Origin of the sequence: Nocardia sp. NPDC019323 (genome assembly GCF_044389845.1) — a bacterium.
GTDB classification, from domain to species: Bacteria; Actinomycetota; Actinomycetes; order Mycobacteriales; family Mycobacteriaceae; genus Nocardia; species Nocardia implantans.
Genome location: NZ_JBIRYN010000009.1, coordinates 43,458 through 59,056 on the forward strand (window position 1 = coordinate 43,458; position 15,599 = coordinate 59,056).

The 15,599-nt window shown below is 70.9% G+C and carries 16 protein-coding genes; 11 read left to right on the forward strand and 5 right to left on the reverse strand.

The annotated features are described in order from the left end of the window. Positions 1-54 precede the first annotated feature (54 nt). Positions 55-1,197 carry a S9 family peptidase gene (locus ACH49X_RS27585; protein ID WP_195082694.1) on the forward strand — a complete coding sequence of 381 codons (1,143 nt, stop codon included), beginning with the start codon at positions 55-57 and terminating at the stop codon, positions 1,195-1,197. A gap of 80 nt (positions 1,198-1,277) precedes the next feature. Here ACH49X_RS27585 and ACH49X_RS27590 read toward each other — a convergent pair whose 3' ends face one another. After that, positions 1,278-1,862 (reverse strand): TetR/AcrR family transcriptional regulator C-terminal domain-containing protein, encoded by a 585-nt coding sequence (locus ACH49X_RS27590; RefSeq protein WP_195082695.1) that lies wholly within the window; start codon positions 1,860-1,862, stop codon positions 1,278-1,280. A gap of 103 nt (positions 1,863-1,965) precedes the next feature. Between ACH49X_RS27590 and bioB the strand changes: the two genes are divergently transcribed. From bioB to ACH49X_RS27610, 4 genes are all read left to right on the forward strand, one after another. Continuing rightward, positions 1,966-2,979 (forward strand): biotin synthase BioB, encoded by a 1,014-nt coding sequence (bioB, locus tag ACH49X_RS27595; protein WP_195046255.1) that lies wholly within the window; start codon positions 1,966-1,968, stop codon positions 2,977-2,979. Between the two features lie 33 nt (positions 2,980-3,012). Continuing rightward, positions 3,013-3,240 carry a hypothetical protein gene (locus ACH49X_RS27600; RefSeq protein WP_357208604.1) on the forward strand — a complete coding sequence of 76 codons (228 nt, stop codon included), beginning with the start codon at positions 3,013-3,015 and terminating at the stop codon, positions 3,238-3,240. After that, a complete protein-coding gene (locus tag ACH49X_RS27605) occupies positions 3,240-3,872 on the forward strand; it encodes a DUF2567 domain-containing protein (protein ID WP_357208601.1) in 633 nt (210 codons plus the stop codon). Before ACH49X_RS27600 ends, ACH49X_RS27605 begins: the two co-directional genes overlap by 1 nt. 67 nt (positions 3,873-3,939) lie before the next feature. Then, positions 3,940-4,473 (forward strand): DUF1353 domain-containing protein, encoded by a 534-nt coding sequence (locus ACH49X_RS27610; RefSeq protein ID WP_357208599.1) that lies wholly within the window; start codon positions 3,940-3,942, stop codon positions 4,471-4,473. A gap of 339 nt (positions 4,474-4,812) precedes the next feature. On the opposite strand, the gene ACH49X_RS27615 is transcribed toward ACH49X_RS27610, so the two are convergent. Then, a complete protein-coding gene (locus ACH49X_RS27615; protein ID WP_357208596.1) occupies positions 4,813-5,577 on the reverse strand; it encodes an NUDIX domain-containing protein in 765 nt (254 codons plus the stop codon). 77 nt (positions 5,578-5,654) lie between these two features. On the opposite strand from ACH49X_RS27615, the gene nadA reads away from it, so the two are divergent. The 3 genes from nadA to nadC all read left to right on the forward strand — a co-directional run bounded on the left by nadA (position 5,655) and on the right by nadC (position 9,293). Continuing rightward, positions 5,655-6,698, forward strand: a complete 1,044-nt coding sequence (gene nadA, locus ACH49X_RS27620) for a quinolinate synthase NadA (RefSeq protein WP_195082698.1) — start codon at positions 5,655-5,657, stop codon at positions 6,696-6,698. A gap of 109 nt (positions 6,699-6,807) precedes the next feature. Continuing rightward, entirely contained in the window at positions 6,808-8,373 is a 1,566-nt protein-coding gene (locus tag ACH49X_RS27625) for an L-aspartate oxidase (RefSeq protein WP_357208592.1), read from the forward strand. Between the two features lie 59 nt (positions 8,374-8,432). Continuing rightward, positions 8,433-9,293, forward strand: coding sequence for a carboxylating nicotinate-nucleotide diphosphorylase (gene nadC, locus ACH49X_RS27630; protein ID WP_195082700.1), 861 nt, complete (start codon positions 8,433-8,435; stop codon positions 9,291-9,293). Positions 9,294-9,311: 18 nt separating this feature from the next. Here the strand turns inward: nadC and ACH49X_RS27635 are convergent, their stop codons facing one another. The 3 genes from ACH49X_RS27635 to ACH49X_RS27645 form a co-directional block, all read right to left on the reverse strand. Beyond that, entirely contained in the window at positions 9,312-10,490 is a 1,179-nt protein-coding gene (locus ACH49X_RS27635) for a winged helix DNA-binding domain-containing protein (RefSeq protein WP_357208589.1), read from the reverse strand. 28 nt (positions 10,491-10,518) lie between these two features. Then, the gene (locus tag ACH49X_RS27640) at positions 10,519-10,995 is read right to left on the reverse strand and encodes a TerB family tellurite resistance protein (protein WP_357208586.1); all 477 of its coding nucleotides are present in this window, start codon (positions 10,993-10,995) and stop codon (positions 10,519-10,521) included. A 114-nt stretch (positions 10,996-11,109) separates the two neighbouring features. Next, the gene (locus tag ACH49X_RS27645; protein WP_357208584.1) at positions 11,110-11,421 is read right to left on the reverse strand and encodes a helix-turn-helix domain-containing protein; all 312 of its coding nucleotides are present in this window, start codon (positions 11,419-11,421) and stop codon (positions 11,110-11,112) included. A gap of 136 nt (positions 11,422-11,557) precedes the next feature. On the opposite strand from ACH49X_RS27645, the gene ACH49X_RS27650 reads away from it, so the two are divergent. The 3 genes from ACH49X_RS27650 to ACH49X_RS27660 all read left to right on the forward strand — a co-directional run bounded on the left by ACH49X_RS27650 (position 11,558) and on the right by ACH49X_RS27660 (position 15,538). Next, positions 11,558-12,559, forward strand: a complete 1,002-nt coding sequence (locus tag ACH49X_RS27650) for a prolyl oligopeptidase family serine peptidase (RefSeq protein WP_357208581.1) — start codon at positions 11,558-11,560, stop codon at positions 12,557-12,559. A 60-nt stretch (positions 12,560-12,619) separates the two neighbouring features. Beyond that, complete coding sequence (locus ACH49X_RS27655; protein ID WP_195082704.1) at positions 12,620-13,480, forward strand: arylamine N-acetyltransferase; 861 nt, start codon at positions 12,620-12,622, stop codon at positions 13,478-13,480. A gap of 294 nt (positions 13,481-13,774) precedes the next feature. Further along, positions 13,775-15,538 carry a penicillin-binding transpeptidase domain-containing protein gene (locus tag ACH49X_RS27660; RefSeq protein ID WP_357109488.1) on the forward strand — a complete coding sequence of 588 codons (1,764 nt, stop codon included), beginning with the start codon at positions 13,775-13,777 and terminating at the stop codon, positions 15,536-15,538. Positions 15,539-15,599: the final 61 nt, after the last annotated feature.

The window sequence follows — 15,599 nt, forward strand, 5'->3', positions numbered from 1 at the left end:
TGGCTGGTGTCGCTGGGACGTTGTCACCGATGCGCGTCGGTATGGTGCTGCGCCATGCCCATCCCCTTCCTTCGGCGAGCCGTTCCGGTCGCGGCCTCGATCAGCATGTGCGTCGCTGTCACGCTCGCGGTGGCGCCCGCGGCAGCGGAAAGCCCGGCGACCGGGCAACTGAGTGCGATCGAACTGCTCGATCCGGCGTGGACATTCCCCGAGGCCATGGCCTCGTTCGGGATCGGCTACACCACGACCGATCAGCACGGAGCCGCCGCGCAGGCCTCCGGTGCGCTCTATCTGCCCAAGGGCCTGCCGCCGGAGGGCGGATGGCCGCTGGTGGTGTGGGCGCACGGAACCGCCGGCATCGGCGATGCCTGCGCGCCGTCGCGCCGCCCGCAGTCCGAGCGGAACACCTCGTATTTCGACCGGATTCTGGAGAACGGGTACGCGGTGCTGGCTCCGGACTATCAGGGCCTCGGCACCCGCGGGCAGTTCAGCTACTACAACACGCAGGTCGAGGGAATGTCGATAGTGGACGCGGTCGCCGCGCTGCGCGCGACTCCCTTTCCGCTGTCGCGGAGATGGGTCGTCGTCGGCCAGTCGGAAGGAGCGCACGCGGCGATGAGCGCTGCGGCCCTGTACGCCGAGAAAGGCGGTTCCGCGCCCGGTTTGAGCGGGGTAGTGGTCACCGGACTGCGCACCGACCCGAGTAAGAGCCTGCCGGAGATGTTCCGGCGCGACTCGACCGGCTCGAAGAACCAGATCGCCTACGCGGCGTATTACCTGGCTTCGCTGGAGGAACTGAACCCCGGCAGCGTCACCCCGTACCTGTCGGATTTCGGCAAGGAATTCGTGGAAAAGGCGGCCCACGAATGCTTGTCGCGCCTGGTCGAGCGCGCCGAGGGCCGCAGGCCGTCGGCGCTCGTCGCCGATCCCGATCGGCCGACGCCCACCTTCACCGAGGACATCGCCGCCTTGACGAGATATCCGGAAGACCGGTTCACCAGCGATCTCAGGATCGGCTACGGCACGGCCGACATCGATGTGCCGCCCACCGACACCGAGGGCTACGGGCAGAAGTTGCGACAGCTCAACCCCGGAGTACAAGTGACGGTCCAGAGCTACCCCGGCCAGGACCACAGCGGTGCGTTCTTGGCATCGCTTCCGGACACATCGGCTTTCCTGAACACGCACCTGCGCTGAACCCTCGGCGCGCCACAGCGGGCCGCCGGAAACCAGGCCGCTACACCGAACGCGGAACCGTCATGCCGACGCGTCGGACGTCAGCGGACGCGAGTGCCGAGCAGGTGCCGCACCCCCGCCACGAACAATTGCAGGCCGAAGTCGAAACGAGCGGTGGCGTCGGTGGTCTCCTCCAGCGGCGACGCGCCCTCGGGCAGGGCGCCCGCCGAGTCCATCTGCATCCTGGACTGCTCGTCCACGGTCTCGCCGAGCACGTAGTACAGCAGCGTGAACGCCGCGAGTTCGGCCTCCTGACGCGGCATCCCCGCGCGAATGGCCGCGCTCGCCAAGCGTTCCCGCCCCTTGCTTGTGGTGAGTCTCGACGCGTAGGTCGCCGAGACCAGTTCGGCGCCGTCGCGATAGGCCAGCAGGCAGTCGCGCAGCCGGTGGGCCAGCTCGGTGATCTGCCCGGACCACTCCTCGGCTTCGATCGGGTCATCCATGGGCGCGAGTATCTTGTCCGCGACCGCGCCGAGCAGCGCCTGCTTGTTGGGGAAGTGCCAGTACAGCGCTCCCGGCTGGACCTGGAGCGAACCGGCCAGCCTGCGCATGGTGAGGTCGGCCAGGCCGTATCGGTCCAGAATCGCGATGGCGCCGTCGACCACGTCCGCCCGGTGCAGTTGCACTCGATGCCCTTCCCGTCGTGCTTTGACTCACTCCTGTCGCTACCCTAGCCTGAACACCGTTCAAGTTGCACGGCCACCTCGGCCGGACGAAGGGATTCGTGCAGTGACCCAGGCACCCGTAGCCACCGGCATTCTGTCGATCGCCCGCGAGCAGGTGCTCGAGCGCGGTGAAGGGCTGAATCAGGAGCAGACCCTGGCGGTGCTGCGCCTCGGCGACGACCAGTTGGAGGAGTTGCTCGCCCTGGCGCACGAGGTGCGCATGAAGTGGTGCGGTCCCGAAGTCGAGGTCGAGGGCATCATCAGCCTCAAGACCGGCGGCTGCCCCGAGGACTGCCACTTCTGCTCGCAGTCGGGCCTGTTCCAGTCGCCGGTGCGCGCGGCGTGGCTGGACATCCCGAGCCTGGTGGAGGCCGCCAAGCAGACCGCCAAGACCGGCGCCACCGAGTTCTGCATCGTGGCCGCCGTGCGCGGGCCGGACGAGCGCCTGATGGCCCAGGTGGCCGCCGGTGTCGAGGCCATCCGCAACGAGGTGGACATCCAGGTCGCCTGCTCGCTGGGCATGCTCACCCAGGAGCAGGTCGACCAGCTGGCCGCCATGGGCGTGCACCGCTACAACCACAACCTGGAGACCTCCCGCTCCTACTTCCCGAACGTGGTGACCACGCACACCTGGGAGGAGCGCTGGGACACCCTGCGTATGGTCCGCGAAGCGGGCATGGAGGTCTGCTGTGGCGGCATCCTCGGCATGGGCGAGACCCTGGAGCAACGCGCCGAGTTCGCCGCCAACCTGGCCGAACTCGAGCCCGACGAGGTCCCGCTGAACTTCCTCAACCCGCGACCGGGCACGCCGTTCGGCGACCTGGAGGTGCTGCCCGCGTCCGACGCGCTGCGCGCCGTCGCCGCCTTCCGGCTCGCGCTGCCGCGCACCATGCTGCGCTTCGCGGGCGGCCGGGAGATCACCCTCGGTGACCTCGGCGCCAAACAGGGCATCCTGGGCGGCATCAACGCCGTCATCGTCGGCAACTACCTGACCACCCTCGGCCGCCCCGCCGAACAGGACCTCGACCTGCTCGGCGAGCTGAAGATGCCGATCAAGGCGCTCAACGAAACGCTCTGACCCGGCTCGGTTGCGACGAAGAGGCAGGCGAGCATGGGTACTGTCATGGACATGGACGAGCGCTACAACCCGTTCACCGGCAAGCGGATGGTGCCGGGCCTCGACGACGCGATCCCGCCCGCCGCCGCGCTGGGCCTGGAGCCGCCGCGCTTCTGCGAGCAGTGCGGCCGCCGCATGATCGTGCAGGTGAGCCCGGACGGCTGGTGGGCCAAGTGCTCCCGGCACGGCGTCATCGACTCCGCCGAACTGGAACGCCGCTAGTGGCATCGTCGCGGGGTGAGGGGCGGGCGGCGGCGGTGGTCGCCGTCGCCGTGGTGGTGGTGAGCGCGCTCGCGGGCGTCGGCTGGGGTCTGCTGGCGCCTACCGAGCGTCTGCTCGTGGTCGAGCCGGGTCGTGGGGTCGCGCTGACCGGAGAGAGCACTCATCAGTTCGACGCGCTGGCGTTGTTCGTGCTCGCGGGGGCGGTGCTCGGCCTGCTCGGCGCGCTGGCCGTATGGCGCTGGCGCTCGGCGCGCGGGCCGCTGCTGCAACTGGGCCTGCTGCTCGGCAGCGGCGCGGGCGCGGTGGTGATGGCCCGCGTGGGGGAGCAGGTGGCCGAGTGGTCGCATCCGCGCCCGCACGACCCGCCGGTCGGCCAGATCGTCACATTGCCGATCGAATTGGGCAGCGACCTCGCGCTGATCGTGCAGCCGTTGATCGCGTCTTTGGTCATGCTGTTCCTCGCCGCGCTCAGTACGTCGGAGGATCTCGGCAGCGGACGCCGCGCCGCCCGGAAGGAGCAAACCTTCACGGGCTCCGGAGGCGTCGCTGCGAGCGGGGAAGAGCTGCCTTATCGTGGCTACGAGCCTGCCTCGGAAGAGTATTCGGTACCCGAATACCGGCAACGGTATTGACCCGGCGCGTGGTCGCGGCAGGCCCGACCACCGCGGGGTGGCGCGAAGCGCGGGGAAGGAACAGGACGTGACCTTTGTCGGTGGCGGGCCGGTCGTCGAAGAGCTCGACGCCAAGTTCTGGCGGGTGACCGAACCGTTCGTCTACCGCGGGGCGAGTGCGGAATTCGTCATCCCCGCCGGTTTCCGCACCGATTTCGCGTCGGTGCCACGCCCGCTGATCTGGCTGATCCCCCGCTACGGCATCTACACCCGCGCCGCGATCCTGCACGATTATCTGCTCAGCACACACGCCGTCAGCGTGGCCGACGCCGACGGCATCTTCCGCCGCAGCCTGCACGAACTCGGGGTCTCGCTGCCGCGCCGCTGGATGATGTGGGCGGCCGTGCGTGCCGCCCACCGCTTGCGTGGCGCGAGCGCGGGCGAGGTCGCGCGCTTCCTCGTCGTCGCGATCCCTTCGGTGTTCTTCCTCGCCGTCCCCGCGACCGTCGTGACGCTGCTCCTCCTGCTGTTCTGGCTCGTCGAACTGGCCTTCTGGGCCGCTTCCCGACTGTCGCAACGAACCGAAGCTCCCCCGCCGAGCCCGCAGATGAAGGCCGCTTGATCGCCTCTTCATGATCAACGGCACAGGAATCTACTCGCGAAACGCCGCGGCGTGCCGTTGATCTTGTTATTCCGGCGAAAACCGGTGGAGGCCGGTGTGGGGGTAGGGATACGGTGGGTCGCCGAGAAAGCGTTGGAAGGGGTTGGGGCGGTGAGGCGCGCACCTGGAGCGGAAGCCGGGACGGTTCCCGCGGAGAGCGAACGGGCCGATCTGGCGGCGTGGCGGCGGCGGGATGCCTTGCGGCGTAGCAATGCGGCGCGGCCTGTGCCGAGCAAGCGGCAGTACCGTCGTCGGAGCAAGCACCGTAAGGCTTCGGCCGATTAGGGCGGCCAGGCGGGGTCAGGAAGGGCCGGGCGGGCGCAGGGCCGCGAATTCGTCTGTCACGCGGAGTCCGGAGTCGGTGAAGCGGTACACCGCGGCGGGGCGGCCGCCCGCGCGGCCGGGTGCGGCGGTGGCTCCGGTGGGGGTGATCACCTTGCGGCGGGAAAGGACGCGCTGGAGGTTCGTGGGGTCCACGTCGTACCCCAATGCGGCGCAATAGATTTCGCGCAGTGTGGACATGGTGAACCGGTCCGGCGCGAGGGCGAAGGCGATGTTGGTGTAGGACAGTTTCGCCGCCAGCCGGGTGCGGGCGTGGTCGACGACCGTGCGATGGTCGAAGGACATGGCCGGCAGTGCCGAGACCGGATGCCATGCGGTGTCCGGGGGCAGATGGGGGTCGGCGGTCAGCGGGACCAGTCCGAGATAGGCCGAGGCGATGCGGCGCGGGCTCGGCACCCGGTCGGGGGCGCTGAACACCGAAAGCTGTTCCAGGTGGCTCAACTCGCGCACGTCGACCTTCTCGGCGAGCTGGCGGCGCGCGGAGGCGTCGAGGTCCTCGTCGTCGCCGAGGCGTCCGCCGGGCAGCGACCAGGTGCCCTTCTGTGGATCCAATGCGCGTTCCCACAGCAACACCGCCAGTTCGGTCCGCTGGTCGGGCGGGCAACGCCGCAGCATGCCTTCCGCCCGGTCGGCTGGGGTGTGACCTGCGGCGATGTCCCTGGGGAAGCGGCGAACCTGGAACACCGCGGTGAGCGATTCGTGGATGGTGCTACTATGGGCCACGTTTTCGATTATAAGTCGAAAACCTGGTTTGGTGCGAATCGGCGGTGTAGCCGACCGCACGAGGAAGGGAGCCATCCATGGCGACGACGGGTGCGAAACTGGCGCCCCCGCTGATGGGGCAGGTGTTCGACGGACCATCGGGGTTCGCGGGTGTCGAGGCAACGCCGGAGTGGGCGCGGGAAGTCAAGCGACTGGCCAGGGAGCGCAACGCGACGATCCTGGCGCACAACTACCAGTTGCCGGAGATCCAGGACGTGGCCGACCACGTCGGCGACTCGCTGGCGCTGTCGCGGATCGCGGCCGAGGCGCCCGAGGACACCATCGTGTTCTGCGGCGTGCACTTCATGGCCGAGACCGCCAAGATTCTCAGCCCGGCGAAGACCGTGCTCATCCCCGATCAGCGTGCGGGATGTTCGCTCGCGGATTCGATCACGGCCGATGAGCTGCGCGCCTGGAAAGCCGAGCACCCCAACGCGGTGGTCGTGTCGTACGTGAACACCACGGCCGAGGTGAAGGCGCTCACCGACATCTGCTGCACCTCGTCCAACGCGGTGGACGTGGTCGCCTCGATCGACCCGGACCGCGAGGTGCTGTTCCTGCCGGACCAGTTCCTCGGCGCGCACGTCAAGCGGGTCACCGGCCGCGCGAACATGCACATCTGGGCGGGGGAGTGCCACGTGCACGCGGGCATCAACGGCGACGAGCTGACCGAGCAGGCGCGCACCCACCCGGACGCGGAGCTGTTCGTGCACCCCGAATGCGGCTGCGCCACCTCGGCGCTGTACCTGGCCGGCGAGGGCGCGTTCCCGGCCGAGCGGGTGCACATCCTGTCCACCGGGGGCATGATCGACGCGGCCAAGGCGGCGAAGTCGAACCAGGTGCTGGTGGCCACCGAGGTCGGCATGCTGCACCAGCTGCGCAAGGCCGCCCCCGGCATCGACTTCCAGGCCGTGAACGACCGGGCGTCGTGCAAGTACATGAAGATGATCACCCCGGCGGCGCTGCTGCGCTGCCTGGTCGAAGGCCGCGACGAGGTGCACGTCGATCCGGAGACCGCCGCGCTGGGCCGCAACTCGGTGCAGCGGATGATCGCGATCGGCAATCCCGGCGGCGGTGAATGAATCCGACCGCTGCCTTCGCGGCGGTGGGTCGTGCTCCGGCCGGACGCGGTGACCGCCGCGTCCGCTCCGGAGGTCGTTCGCGGAACGGAAGACAGAGAGGCGCGGGCCGATGACAACCCGGGTTTCCATCGACTGGGAGGCCGAGGCCGATCTGGTCGTGATCGGCGGCGGCGTCGCGGGACTGACCGCGGCGCGCACCGCGTCACTGCGCGGCCTGCGGGTGCTCACGCTCAGCAAGGGCGGGCCGACGGACACCTCCACCCAGTACGCCCAGGGCGGCATCGCCGTCGTCGCGCCGCACGGTGACTCGGTCGAATCGCACGTGCGCGACACGGTGGAGGCGGGCGCCGGGCTCTGCGACGTGGACGCCGTGCGCTCCATCGTCGAGGGCGGGCAGGCCGCGGTGGCCGCGCTGACCGACCTGGGCGCGGTGTTCGACCTCGGCCGCGACGGCCAGATCTCGCGGACCCGCGAGGGCGGGCACAGCACCCGCAGGATCATTCACGCCGGAGGCGACGCCACCGGCGCGGAGGTGCAGCGGGCGCTGAACGAAGCCGGCCTGCCGGTGCTGTTCGGCGCGGCGGCAGCCGAGATCGTCACCGGGCCGACCGGTGTGCGGGGTGTGGTCGCGGTGTCGGAGCGGGGGTTCGGCGTGGTGCACGCGCCCGCCGCGCTGCTGGCCACCGGCGGGCTCGGCCAGTTGTACGCGCTGAGCACCAATCCGCCCGGCGCCACCGCCGACGGCATCGCGCTCGGGTTGTGGGCCGGAGCCGCCGTCGCCGATCTGGAATTCCTGCAGTTCCACCCCACCGTGCTCTACACCCCGGGCGGCCTCGGACGCAGGCCGCTGATCAGCGAAGCGGTGCGCGGCGAAGGCGCGACGCTGGTCGACACCGAAGGCGACCCGGTGACCGCGGGGGTGCACCCGCGTGGCGATCTCGCCCCGCGCGATGTCGTCTCTCGCGCCATCGCCGCGCGCATGCGGGCACTCGGCACCGAGCACGTCTATCTCGACGCGCGCTCGATCGACGGTTTCGCACAACGGTTTCCGACGATCACCGCCTCGTGCCTCGCGGCGGGCATCGATCCGCGCACCGATCTCATCCCGGTCGCACCGGCCGCGCACTACCAGTGCGGGGGAGTCGTCACCGACACCCACGGCCGCACCGCGGTGCCCGGCCTGTACGCCGCAGGCGAGGTCGCGCGCACCGGGCTGCACGGGGCGAACCGGTTGGCTTCCAACAGCCTGCTGGAGGGGCTGGTGGTCGGCGAGCGCGCCGGAGCCGCCGCCGCCGAGCGGCTCGGTGAGCGATCCGGGGTCGTCGAGATCCCCTCGCGCGCGGTCGAATACGCCGACCGCGACGTGGTGCAGCACCTGATGACCACGCACGCCTCGGTGGTCCGCGACCGCGCGGGGCTCGCCGAAGCGCTCAAACGGCTCGACGACGCGGTCACCCGCCGCGACACGCGCGCCGCCGCCCATCCGATCGCCGCGATCGAGGACGCCGCGCTCACCCTCGCGGCCCGCGCCCTGCTGCTCGCGGCGCTCGCCCGCACCGAGAGCCGCGGTTGCCATACCCGCTCGGACCACCCCGACGCCGCGCCCGAACTCCGCCACAGCCTCCCGATCCGGCTGAACGGTGACGGCGTCGCCGAGTACGCACCCCTTCCCTGACCACACGCGCCGAAACGGACTTGTCCACCGGTCCCGCTCGGCGAGAGAGGAACGCTTCGATGGCTCTGGACGCCGCTCTGGATCGCGACGAGGTGCTGCGCGTCATCCGCGCCGCGCTGGACGAGGACCTGCGCTACGGCCCCGACGTCACGACGACGGCCACCGTGCCCGCGGACGCGGTGATCAAGGCATCGGTGGTGTCGCGGGAGCCGGGGACCGTGGCCGGGCTCGACGCGGGGCTGCTGGTGCTGGACGAGGTGATCGGCGCGGACGCCTACGAGGTCACCGACCGCGTCGCCGACGGAACCAGGGTGTCGCCGGGACAGTCCGTGCTGACCTTGATCGCACCCACGCGGGGGCTGCTCACCGCGGAGCGCACCATGCTCAACCTGGTGTGCCATCTGTCCGGCATCGCGACGGCGACGGCCGCCTGGGTGGACGCCGTCGCGGGCACCAAGTGCCGCATCCGCGACAGCCGCAAGACGCTACCGGGACTGCGCGCGCTGCAGAAGTACGCCGTGCGGGTCGGGGGCGGCGTCAACCACCGCATGGGTCTCGGCGACGCCGCGCTGATCAAGGACAATCACGTGGTCGCAGCGGGATCGGTGGTCGAGGCGCTGCGCGCGGTCCGCTCCGCCGCACCCGACATCGCCTGCGAGGTGGAGGTCGACAGCCTCGAACAGCTCGACGCCGTGCTCGCCGAGAACGTGGAACTGGTGTTGCTGGACAACTTTCCGCTCTGGCAGACCCAGGCGGCCGTGCAGCGCCGCAACGCGGCGTCCCCGCGGACCAAACTGGAGTCCTCCGGCGGCCTGAGCCTGGACGTCGCCGCCGACTACGCGCGCACCGGCGTCGACTACCTCGCCGTCGGCGCCCTCACCCACTCGGTGCGGGTGCTCGATCTGGGGCTGGACATGTAGGCGCGCGGCTTCGCCCGGTCAGGCGGTGAGTTCGCGCTCCAGTGGCGTCCGGAAACGGGGAATGGCGCGCACGTCGCCGTACCACTCGCGAATACGTTGCGCTTGCGTGGCGATCATCGCCTCGGCCTCGCTGCCCACGTCTTCGAGCAGGCGGTAGACGATCTCGCCGTCACCGCGCTGTGCCCAGCCGCCCACAATGCGCCCGCCCCACCAGACGGTGGGACCGATGTTGCCGTTGCGGTCGAACAGGTTCGCGGCGTGGGAGCCGAGGAACCACTCTCGTGCCTGCCAGCCCATGGGCGTCGGGTCGAGGGCGGGCAGCAACGCCGCCCACGGTTCCGGGGCGGCGACCGGTTCCACGTCGTCGGCCAGCAGTACGCCGGTCACGCCGTCCAGATCGACTTCGACCAGATCGAGCGCGCCGAGCGCCGCGCGCACCTCGCCGAACGTCCATCCGGTCCACCACTTGATGTCGGACACCGGCGCGGGGCCGAACGCGCGCAGCCAGCGGCGGACCAGCTCGGCGCGGGCTTCGGCGGCGGGGAGGGCGGGAACGCCTTGCGGCAACCACGATTCGATCGGCGACCAGGTGTACTGGCTGCTGGTCCAGCTGCCGTTCGGCCGTCCGCGCACGATGCGGCCCTCACAGCCCAGCGTCACCAGCACCCAGGTGGTGATGTTCGTCGGCTTCGAATACGGCTTGTCCGGCGCGGTGTTCACCTGGGTGCGCAAGCGCGGGACGTCCCTGCTCAGCTGCGCGCCGGTCGCCGCGCCGCGGTCGAGCAACGCTTTGTGCGTCTCGGTCTCGACCTCGGCCCACCAGCGCCGCACATCGCCGTCCCCGATGCCTGCCTGCTCCAGGTACTTGGCGTAGGTGCGCCGCTGCTTGTGCGCCAGCGCGTCCGCGCACGCGGCCTGCAGCACCGGAACGAGTTCCACCGGCACGACGAACATGGTGCGGCGCATGGCGAGCATCCGCAGCAGCGACCGGTCGTCGTAGAGGGCCCGTTCGACATCCGAGGGCGTCAGCCCCTCGCCGCGCGCCGCGACGGAGAGGAAGACGGTGGCCGGATCGGTCGCGTGCAAGGCGACCAGCGACCGGGCGATGTCCGCGACCTGGCCGCTGCGCTCCGAAGCGGCCAGCCGGTGTCGTATCGCCAACCGAGCGCGCCGCTCGGCGGCATCAATCGAACGCATAGGCGAATCGTAGCGTTCGCGCCGCGGGTCAGAGGCCGAAGCGCTCCGGGGTCAGGCGCAGCGTCCGGCAGGCGTCGCGGACGGCCTCGGCCGCCGCGGGGCCGCATGCGCCCGCGTCGCTGCCGATCAGCAGGCCGGTGCGGATCACCGCGTCCGCCTCGACCGGCCGGTGCGCCGCTGTGGCGATCTGCCGCAGCACGTGGGCGTAACCGCGCACCGGAGCGTTCGCCAGCCGATTGCAGTTGTCCTCGAACAACGCGCGCAAGTCGTCGACCGGGAAGTTGCACAGCACCGGATCGGCCGTGACCAGTTCGCCGATGGTCGCCCGGTCCGCGATCGCGTCGTCGGCCACGGCGACCAGCGCGCACAGGGCCACCGCGGCGTCGCGGAAGGAGCCGCCGCGCAATTGATTCCGCTCGGCCAGCAGTAGTTCGCGCCAGCCGGCGGCGATCTCGGGCGTGCTGATCAGGGTCGCGTCGGGGGTGCGGCGGGGTGCGAAGGTCATGGCTGACTCCCTGCGAAGGCGTCCGAACGCGCGGACCCGTGCCATCCGGACTCGGAATGAATACCCGGACCGTAACAGGGCCGCGACGCCGGGACCTGCCCCCAAAGTTCGGGATCAGTCCACGGGCTCCCAGGCGCGGACCAGGTCGAGCAGGCCGGGAAAGCGCGCTTCGAGATCCTCGACGCGGACCTGGCTGCGGCGTTCGAGTCCGTAACGGCGCTGCCGGGTGACGCCGGCTTCACGCAGCACCCGGAAATGGTGCGTGAGCGTGGATTTGGGGCGATCGATGCCGAACCATGAGCACGGCCGGTCGGTGTCGGGGGAGTCCAGCAGCAGCCTGCGGACCATGGTCAGGCGCAGGGGGTCGCTCAGCGCGGCGAGCACATGGTCCAGCCGCAGATCGGCACGGTCCGGCTCGGGCAGCACGGAGGTGGCCTCGGCCTACGGATCGAGCGCGGGAGTGACCGCGTTCGGCGTGGTGGTCGGCCTCGCGGCGGTCGCGGGCGGACTGCTCGTCGTCGTGCGCTCCCGCGGCGCGCTGACGACGTGACATCATCCGAGGATGCGACGGGCATCTGCGGCACTCGGACTCTGCTGCGCGCTGATCGGCGTGATCATGACGACAATCCCCGCGGCGGCGCCGGTTTCCGCGGAGCCGGACTGCGCCGGGGGCGTGGCGGTGCGCCCGGTTTCGCTGACCGTGGACGGGGATGAGGCGACCGGCCGGGTGTACGAGCCCTATCGGTGCGCCGAGCAGGACACGCCTGCGCAGGCGCTCGTGGTCGCGGTGCACGGGCACGGCGGGTCTTCGGCGGATTTCGCGGGCTACCTCGAGTCGATCGCCCGGCGCACCGCGACGCCGATCCTGGCGATGGATCTGCGCTCGGCGCAGAGCGAATGGCGCGCCGGAGAGTGGAACCTGTGGGCGGGGTGGCGCGATGTCGTCGCCGCGACCGCGTGGTACCGGGACGCCCATCGCTCGATCACCCGCACGGTGCTGTGGGGCTGGAGCCAGGGCGGCATCACCAGCGGTCTCGCGGCGGCGCACGGTCCGCGCGGGATGTTCGACTACTGGGTCGACAATTACGGTCCGGCCGACGATTTCACGATGTGGCTGGGCGCAGGGGCCGTCGATCCGGCGCTGCCCGCGCAGATCGAGCGCGACGCGGGTGGTTGCCCGCCCGCCGCCTGCCCGCTCGCCTACGCCGAACGCTCGCCCGCGCTGCTTGCGGCCCGGATGGACGTGCGGCGCGCGTTTCTCGTCCACGGCACCGCCGACGACGTGGTGCCGTACGCCACCAGCGTCGAGATGCGCGCGGGGTTGCTCGCCGCGGGCAGGCCCACCTCGATGTACACCGTCGTCACGGGGCACGACCTGAACGGCAGGGTGGTTCCCGGCGACCACAGCGTGGGGCCGGCCCTCTTCGAGGGCGGTTGCGTGGTCGAGCGCCTGCTGCTCGGCGCGGAGCCGGTCGAGGGCCCGGACCGCGACTACCTCGTGGACGTCGCGCACGGCGTCGTCACCGCACCGGCGGCCCCCGCGGGCGCGAAATGCGCGGCCTGAGGGAACACGAAAGCCGCCTCACGCGGTTGACCGACAAAACGACGACGAAGTGAGGACGCGATGAACAAACCCGCCGACCCGGCTTACCACTGGAACGGAGCGGACCTCGATCTGGACGCCTACCTGGCCAGGATCGGGTTCGACGGCGAGCGCGCCCCCACCGTCGCGACGCTGCGCGAATTGGTGCGGGCGCACACCACCGCGATTCCGTTCGAGAACCTGGAGATCATCCTGGGCCGGTCGATTCCGCTGGACCTGGCGACCTTGCAGGACAAACTCGTGCGGCGGCGGCGCGGCGGTTACTGCTACGAGAACGTCGGACTGTTCGCGGCCGCGCTGGAACGGCTCGGATTCGGCGTCACCGGCCTCAGCGGGCGCGTGAGCATGGGCGCGGGCACGGCGCTGCGCCCCGCCACCCATGCCTTGTTGCGCGTGACCACCGGCGACGACGACCGCGTCTGGCTGTGCGACGTCGGCTTCGGCGCCGGACCGCTCGTGCCGTTCGAATTGTCCGCGGGCGAATTCACCGGCGGCGACTGGAAATTCCGGCTGGAGAGCAGGCGCGGCGAGCTGGATTCCGAGCTGTGGGTGCTGCACCAGTTCGGCCGCGACGGGTGGATCGACCGGCACAGCTTCACCCTGAATCCGCAGTACGGCATCGATTACGCCGTCGGCAATCACTTCGTGTCCACCTCGCCGCGTTCGCCGTTCACCACCCGGCCGTACGTGCAGCGCTTCCACCCCGACGTCCACTACGTGCTGGACGGCACCACGTTCGTCACCGAGTACCCCGACGGCACGGGCCAGACAAGGGAACTGGAACCGACCGAGCTGCCCAAGGTTCTCGCCGAAGTGTTCGACATCGACCTCGGCGAGGACGATGCCGCGACGCTCGCGCGGGGCGCGTGGGCACGCGACTGACCTGGCGATCGGGTCGGGGTTTTCGTCCGGCCGACCAGACGTAATCGCGCCCGCACTGCGGCCGTGCACGGGTTTTCGTCGGGCGCAGTGCGGCTCTGCTCGTCACGCGTATCCCTGCACCCGGGCTGTGCACGGGTTCTCGTCGGGGGCTGTCCGGCTCTGCTCGTCACGCGGATCCCTGCACTGCGGCCGTGCGTGGGTTTCGTCGGGCTCTGTCCGGCTCCGCTCGTCACGCGTGCCCAGCACCGCGGCCATACGCAGGCTGCCGGCGGACGCGGTCCGCCCGCGCCCATTATGGTCGTCGGGGTGCGTACCAACCGGAAAGCCCTCGTCCTGTTCGCCGCACCGCTGCTCGTGCTCGCCGCCTGCTCGTCCGGACCCGACCAGCCCGACACCGTGGCCGCGCAGTTCGCCGACGCGCTGAACCGCGACGACGTCGCCGCGGCCGCCGCGCTCACCGACGATCCGGCCAAGGCCGCCGAGGCCATCGGCACCCTGTACGAGGGGCTCGGCAAGGACGTGCGCTTCGAAGTCCGCTCGGTCGAGGAGAACGGCTTCGCGTTGGCCGCCACCTGGAAGCTGGGCGCGGACGGCAAGTCGGAGTGGACCTACACCACCACCGGCGCCGCCCGCGACGAGGGGAACGGATGGCGGGTGAAGTGGGACCCCGCCACCGTCGCTCCCGGACTCGCCGCGGGGCCCTTGAGCTACAGCAGGGTCTATCCGCAACCGGCGCGCGTCCTCGACGCCGCCGGCGGCGAGCTGATGACCGAGCAGATCGTCACGCTGGTGAACGTCGGCCCGAACGCCGACCTGCCCGCGATCGCGGAGCTGCTCGGCCCACTCGCACCCGGTCTCACCGCCGGATCGATGCAAGCCGAACTCGCGGCGGCGCAAGGAAAGCCGATCACCGCGATCACCTTGCGCGAGGCCGACCTCGCCCCGGTCCGAGACCGCCTGACCGCGCTGCCCGGTGTCACCCTGGCGCCGCAGACCCGCCTGCTGACGACCGACAAGGCCCTGGCCGCCCCCACCCTGTCCGGGCTGGCCGAGCTGTGGCAGCAATCCGCCGACGCGCACGCCGGGTGGGCCGTGCGCGCCCAGACGCCGCAGGGCACCGAGCGCGTCGCCGGAACCGATGCCACGCCCACCGCCGACATCACGACCACTCTCGATCCCGGCTTACAGCGCGCGGCCGAGGCGGCGCTCGCCCCGGTGGCCCAGCCCGCCGCGATGGTCGCCCTGCGGCCCTCGACCGGCGAGGTCGTCGCGATCGCGCAGAACGCCGCCGCCGACGCGCAGGGCCCGATCGCGCTGACCGGGCTCTATCCGCCGGGTTCGACGTTCAAGACGGTCACCGTCTCCGCGGCATTGCAGGCGGGCGCCGTCACGCCCGACACCGTGCTGCCCTGCCCCGGCACCGCGAACATCGAGGGCCGGCGCATCCCCAACGACAACAATTTCGATCTCGGCTCGGTCCCGTTGCACACCGCCTTCGCCCGGTCCTGCAACACCACGATGGGCGCCATGGCCGTGCGATTGCCCGCCGACGCGCTGACTGAAGCGGCGGCGCAATTGGGCCTCGGCATCGATTACGTCACACCGGGCTTGACCACGGTCACGGGGAAGGTGCCCACGGCCGACACCTCGGCGTTACGTGTCGAGTCGGCGATCGGTCAAGGGCAGGTGACAGCGTCACCGTTCGGCATGGCTCTGGTCGCCGCCTCCATCGCCCGCGGCTCGGTGCCCGCGCCCGCCGTGGTCGCGGGCAAGCCCGGCACCCAGGATCGCACCCCGGACCCGCTGCCGCCGCAGGTCGGCGACCAGCTGAAAGCCATGATGCGCGAGACCATCACCGACGGCACCGCGACGCAATTGCGGGATATCCCCGGCCTGCTCGGCAAGACCGGCACCGCCGAGTACATCGACGACGCCCACGCACACGGCTGGTTCGTCGGCATCGACGGCGACCTGGCCTTTTCCGTCTTCATCAGCGACGCGGGCAGTTCGGCGCCCGCGGTGGAGGCCGCGGGCCGGATGCTGCGGGCCCGTGGATAGTCTGTGGCGGGCGATTGCGGGCGGCGAGAAGGCCCGGCTGACGCGTGCGAGCATTCCGGCG

Bases quoted from the DNA above. Each gene is read 5' to 3' on its own strand.
- ACH49X_RS27585 (WP_195082694.1), top strand. From the start codon at position 55: ATGCCCATCCCCTTCCTTCGGCGAGCCGTTCCGGTCGCGGCCTCGATC.
- ACH49X_RS27600 (WP_357208604.1), top strand. From the start codon at position 3,013: ATGGGTACTGTCATGGACATGGACGAGCGCTACAACCCGTTCACCGGC.
- nadA (WP_195082698.1), top strand. From the start codon at position 5,655: ATGGCGACGACGGGTGCGAAACTGGCGCCCCCGCTGATGGGGCAGGTG.
- ACH49X_RS27625 (WP_357208592.1), top strand. From the start codon at position 6,808: ATGACAACCCGGGTTTCCATCGACTGGGAGGCCGAGGCCGATCTGGTC.
- nadC (WP_195082700.1), top strand. From the start codon at position 8,433: ATGGCTCTGGACGCCGCTCTGGATCGCGACGAGGTGCTGCGCGTCATC.
- ACH49X_RS27635 (WP_357208589.1), bottom strand. From the start codon at position 10,490: ATGCGTTCGATTGATGCCGCCGAGCGGCGCGCTCGGTTGGCGATACGA.
- ACH49X_RS27640 (WP_357208586.1), bottom strand. From the start codon at position 10,995: ATGACCTTCGCACCCCGCCGCACCCCCGACGCGACCCTGATCAGCACG.
- ACH49X_RS27650 (WP_357208581.1), top strand. From the start codon at position 11,558: ATGCGACGGGCATCTGCGGCACTCGGACTCTGCTGCGCGCTGATCGGC.
- ACH49X_RS27655 (WP_195082704.1), top strand. From the start codon at position 12,620: ATGAACAAACCCGCCGACCCGGCTTACCACTGGAACGGAGCGGACCTC.
- ACH49X_RS27660 (WP_357109488.1), top strand. From the start codon at position 13,775: ATGGTCGTCGGGGTGCGTACCAACCGGAAAGCCCTCGTCCTGTTCGCC.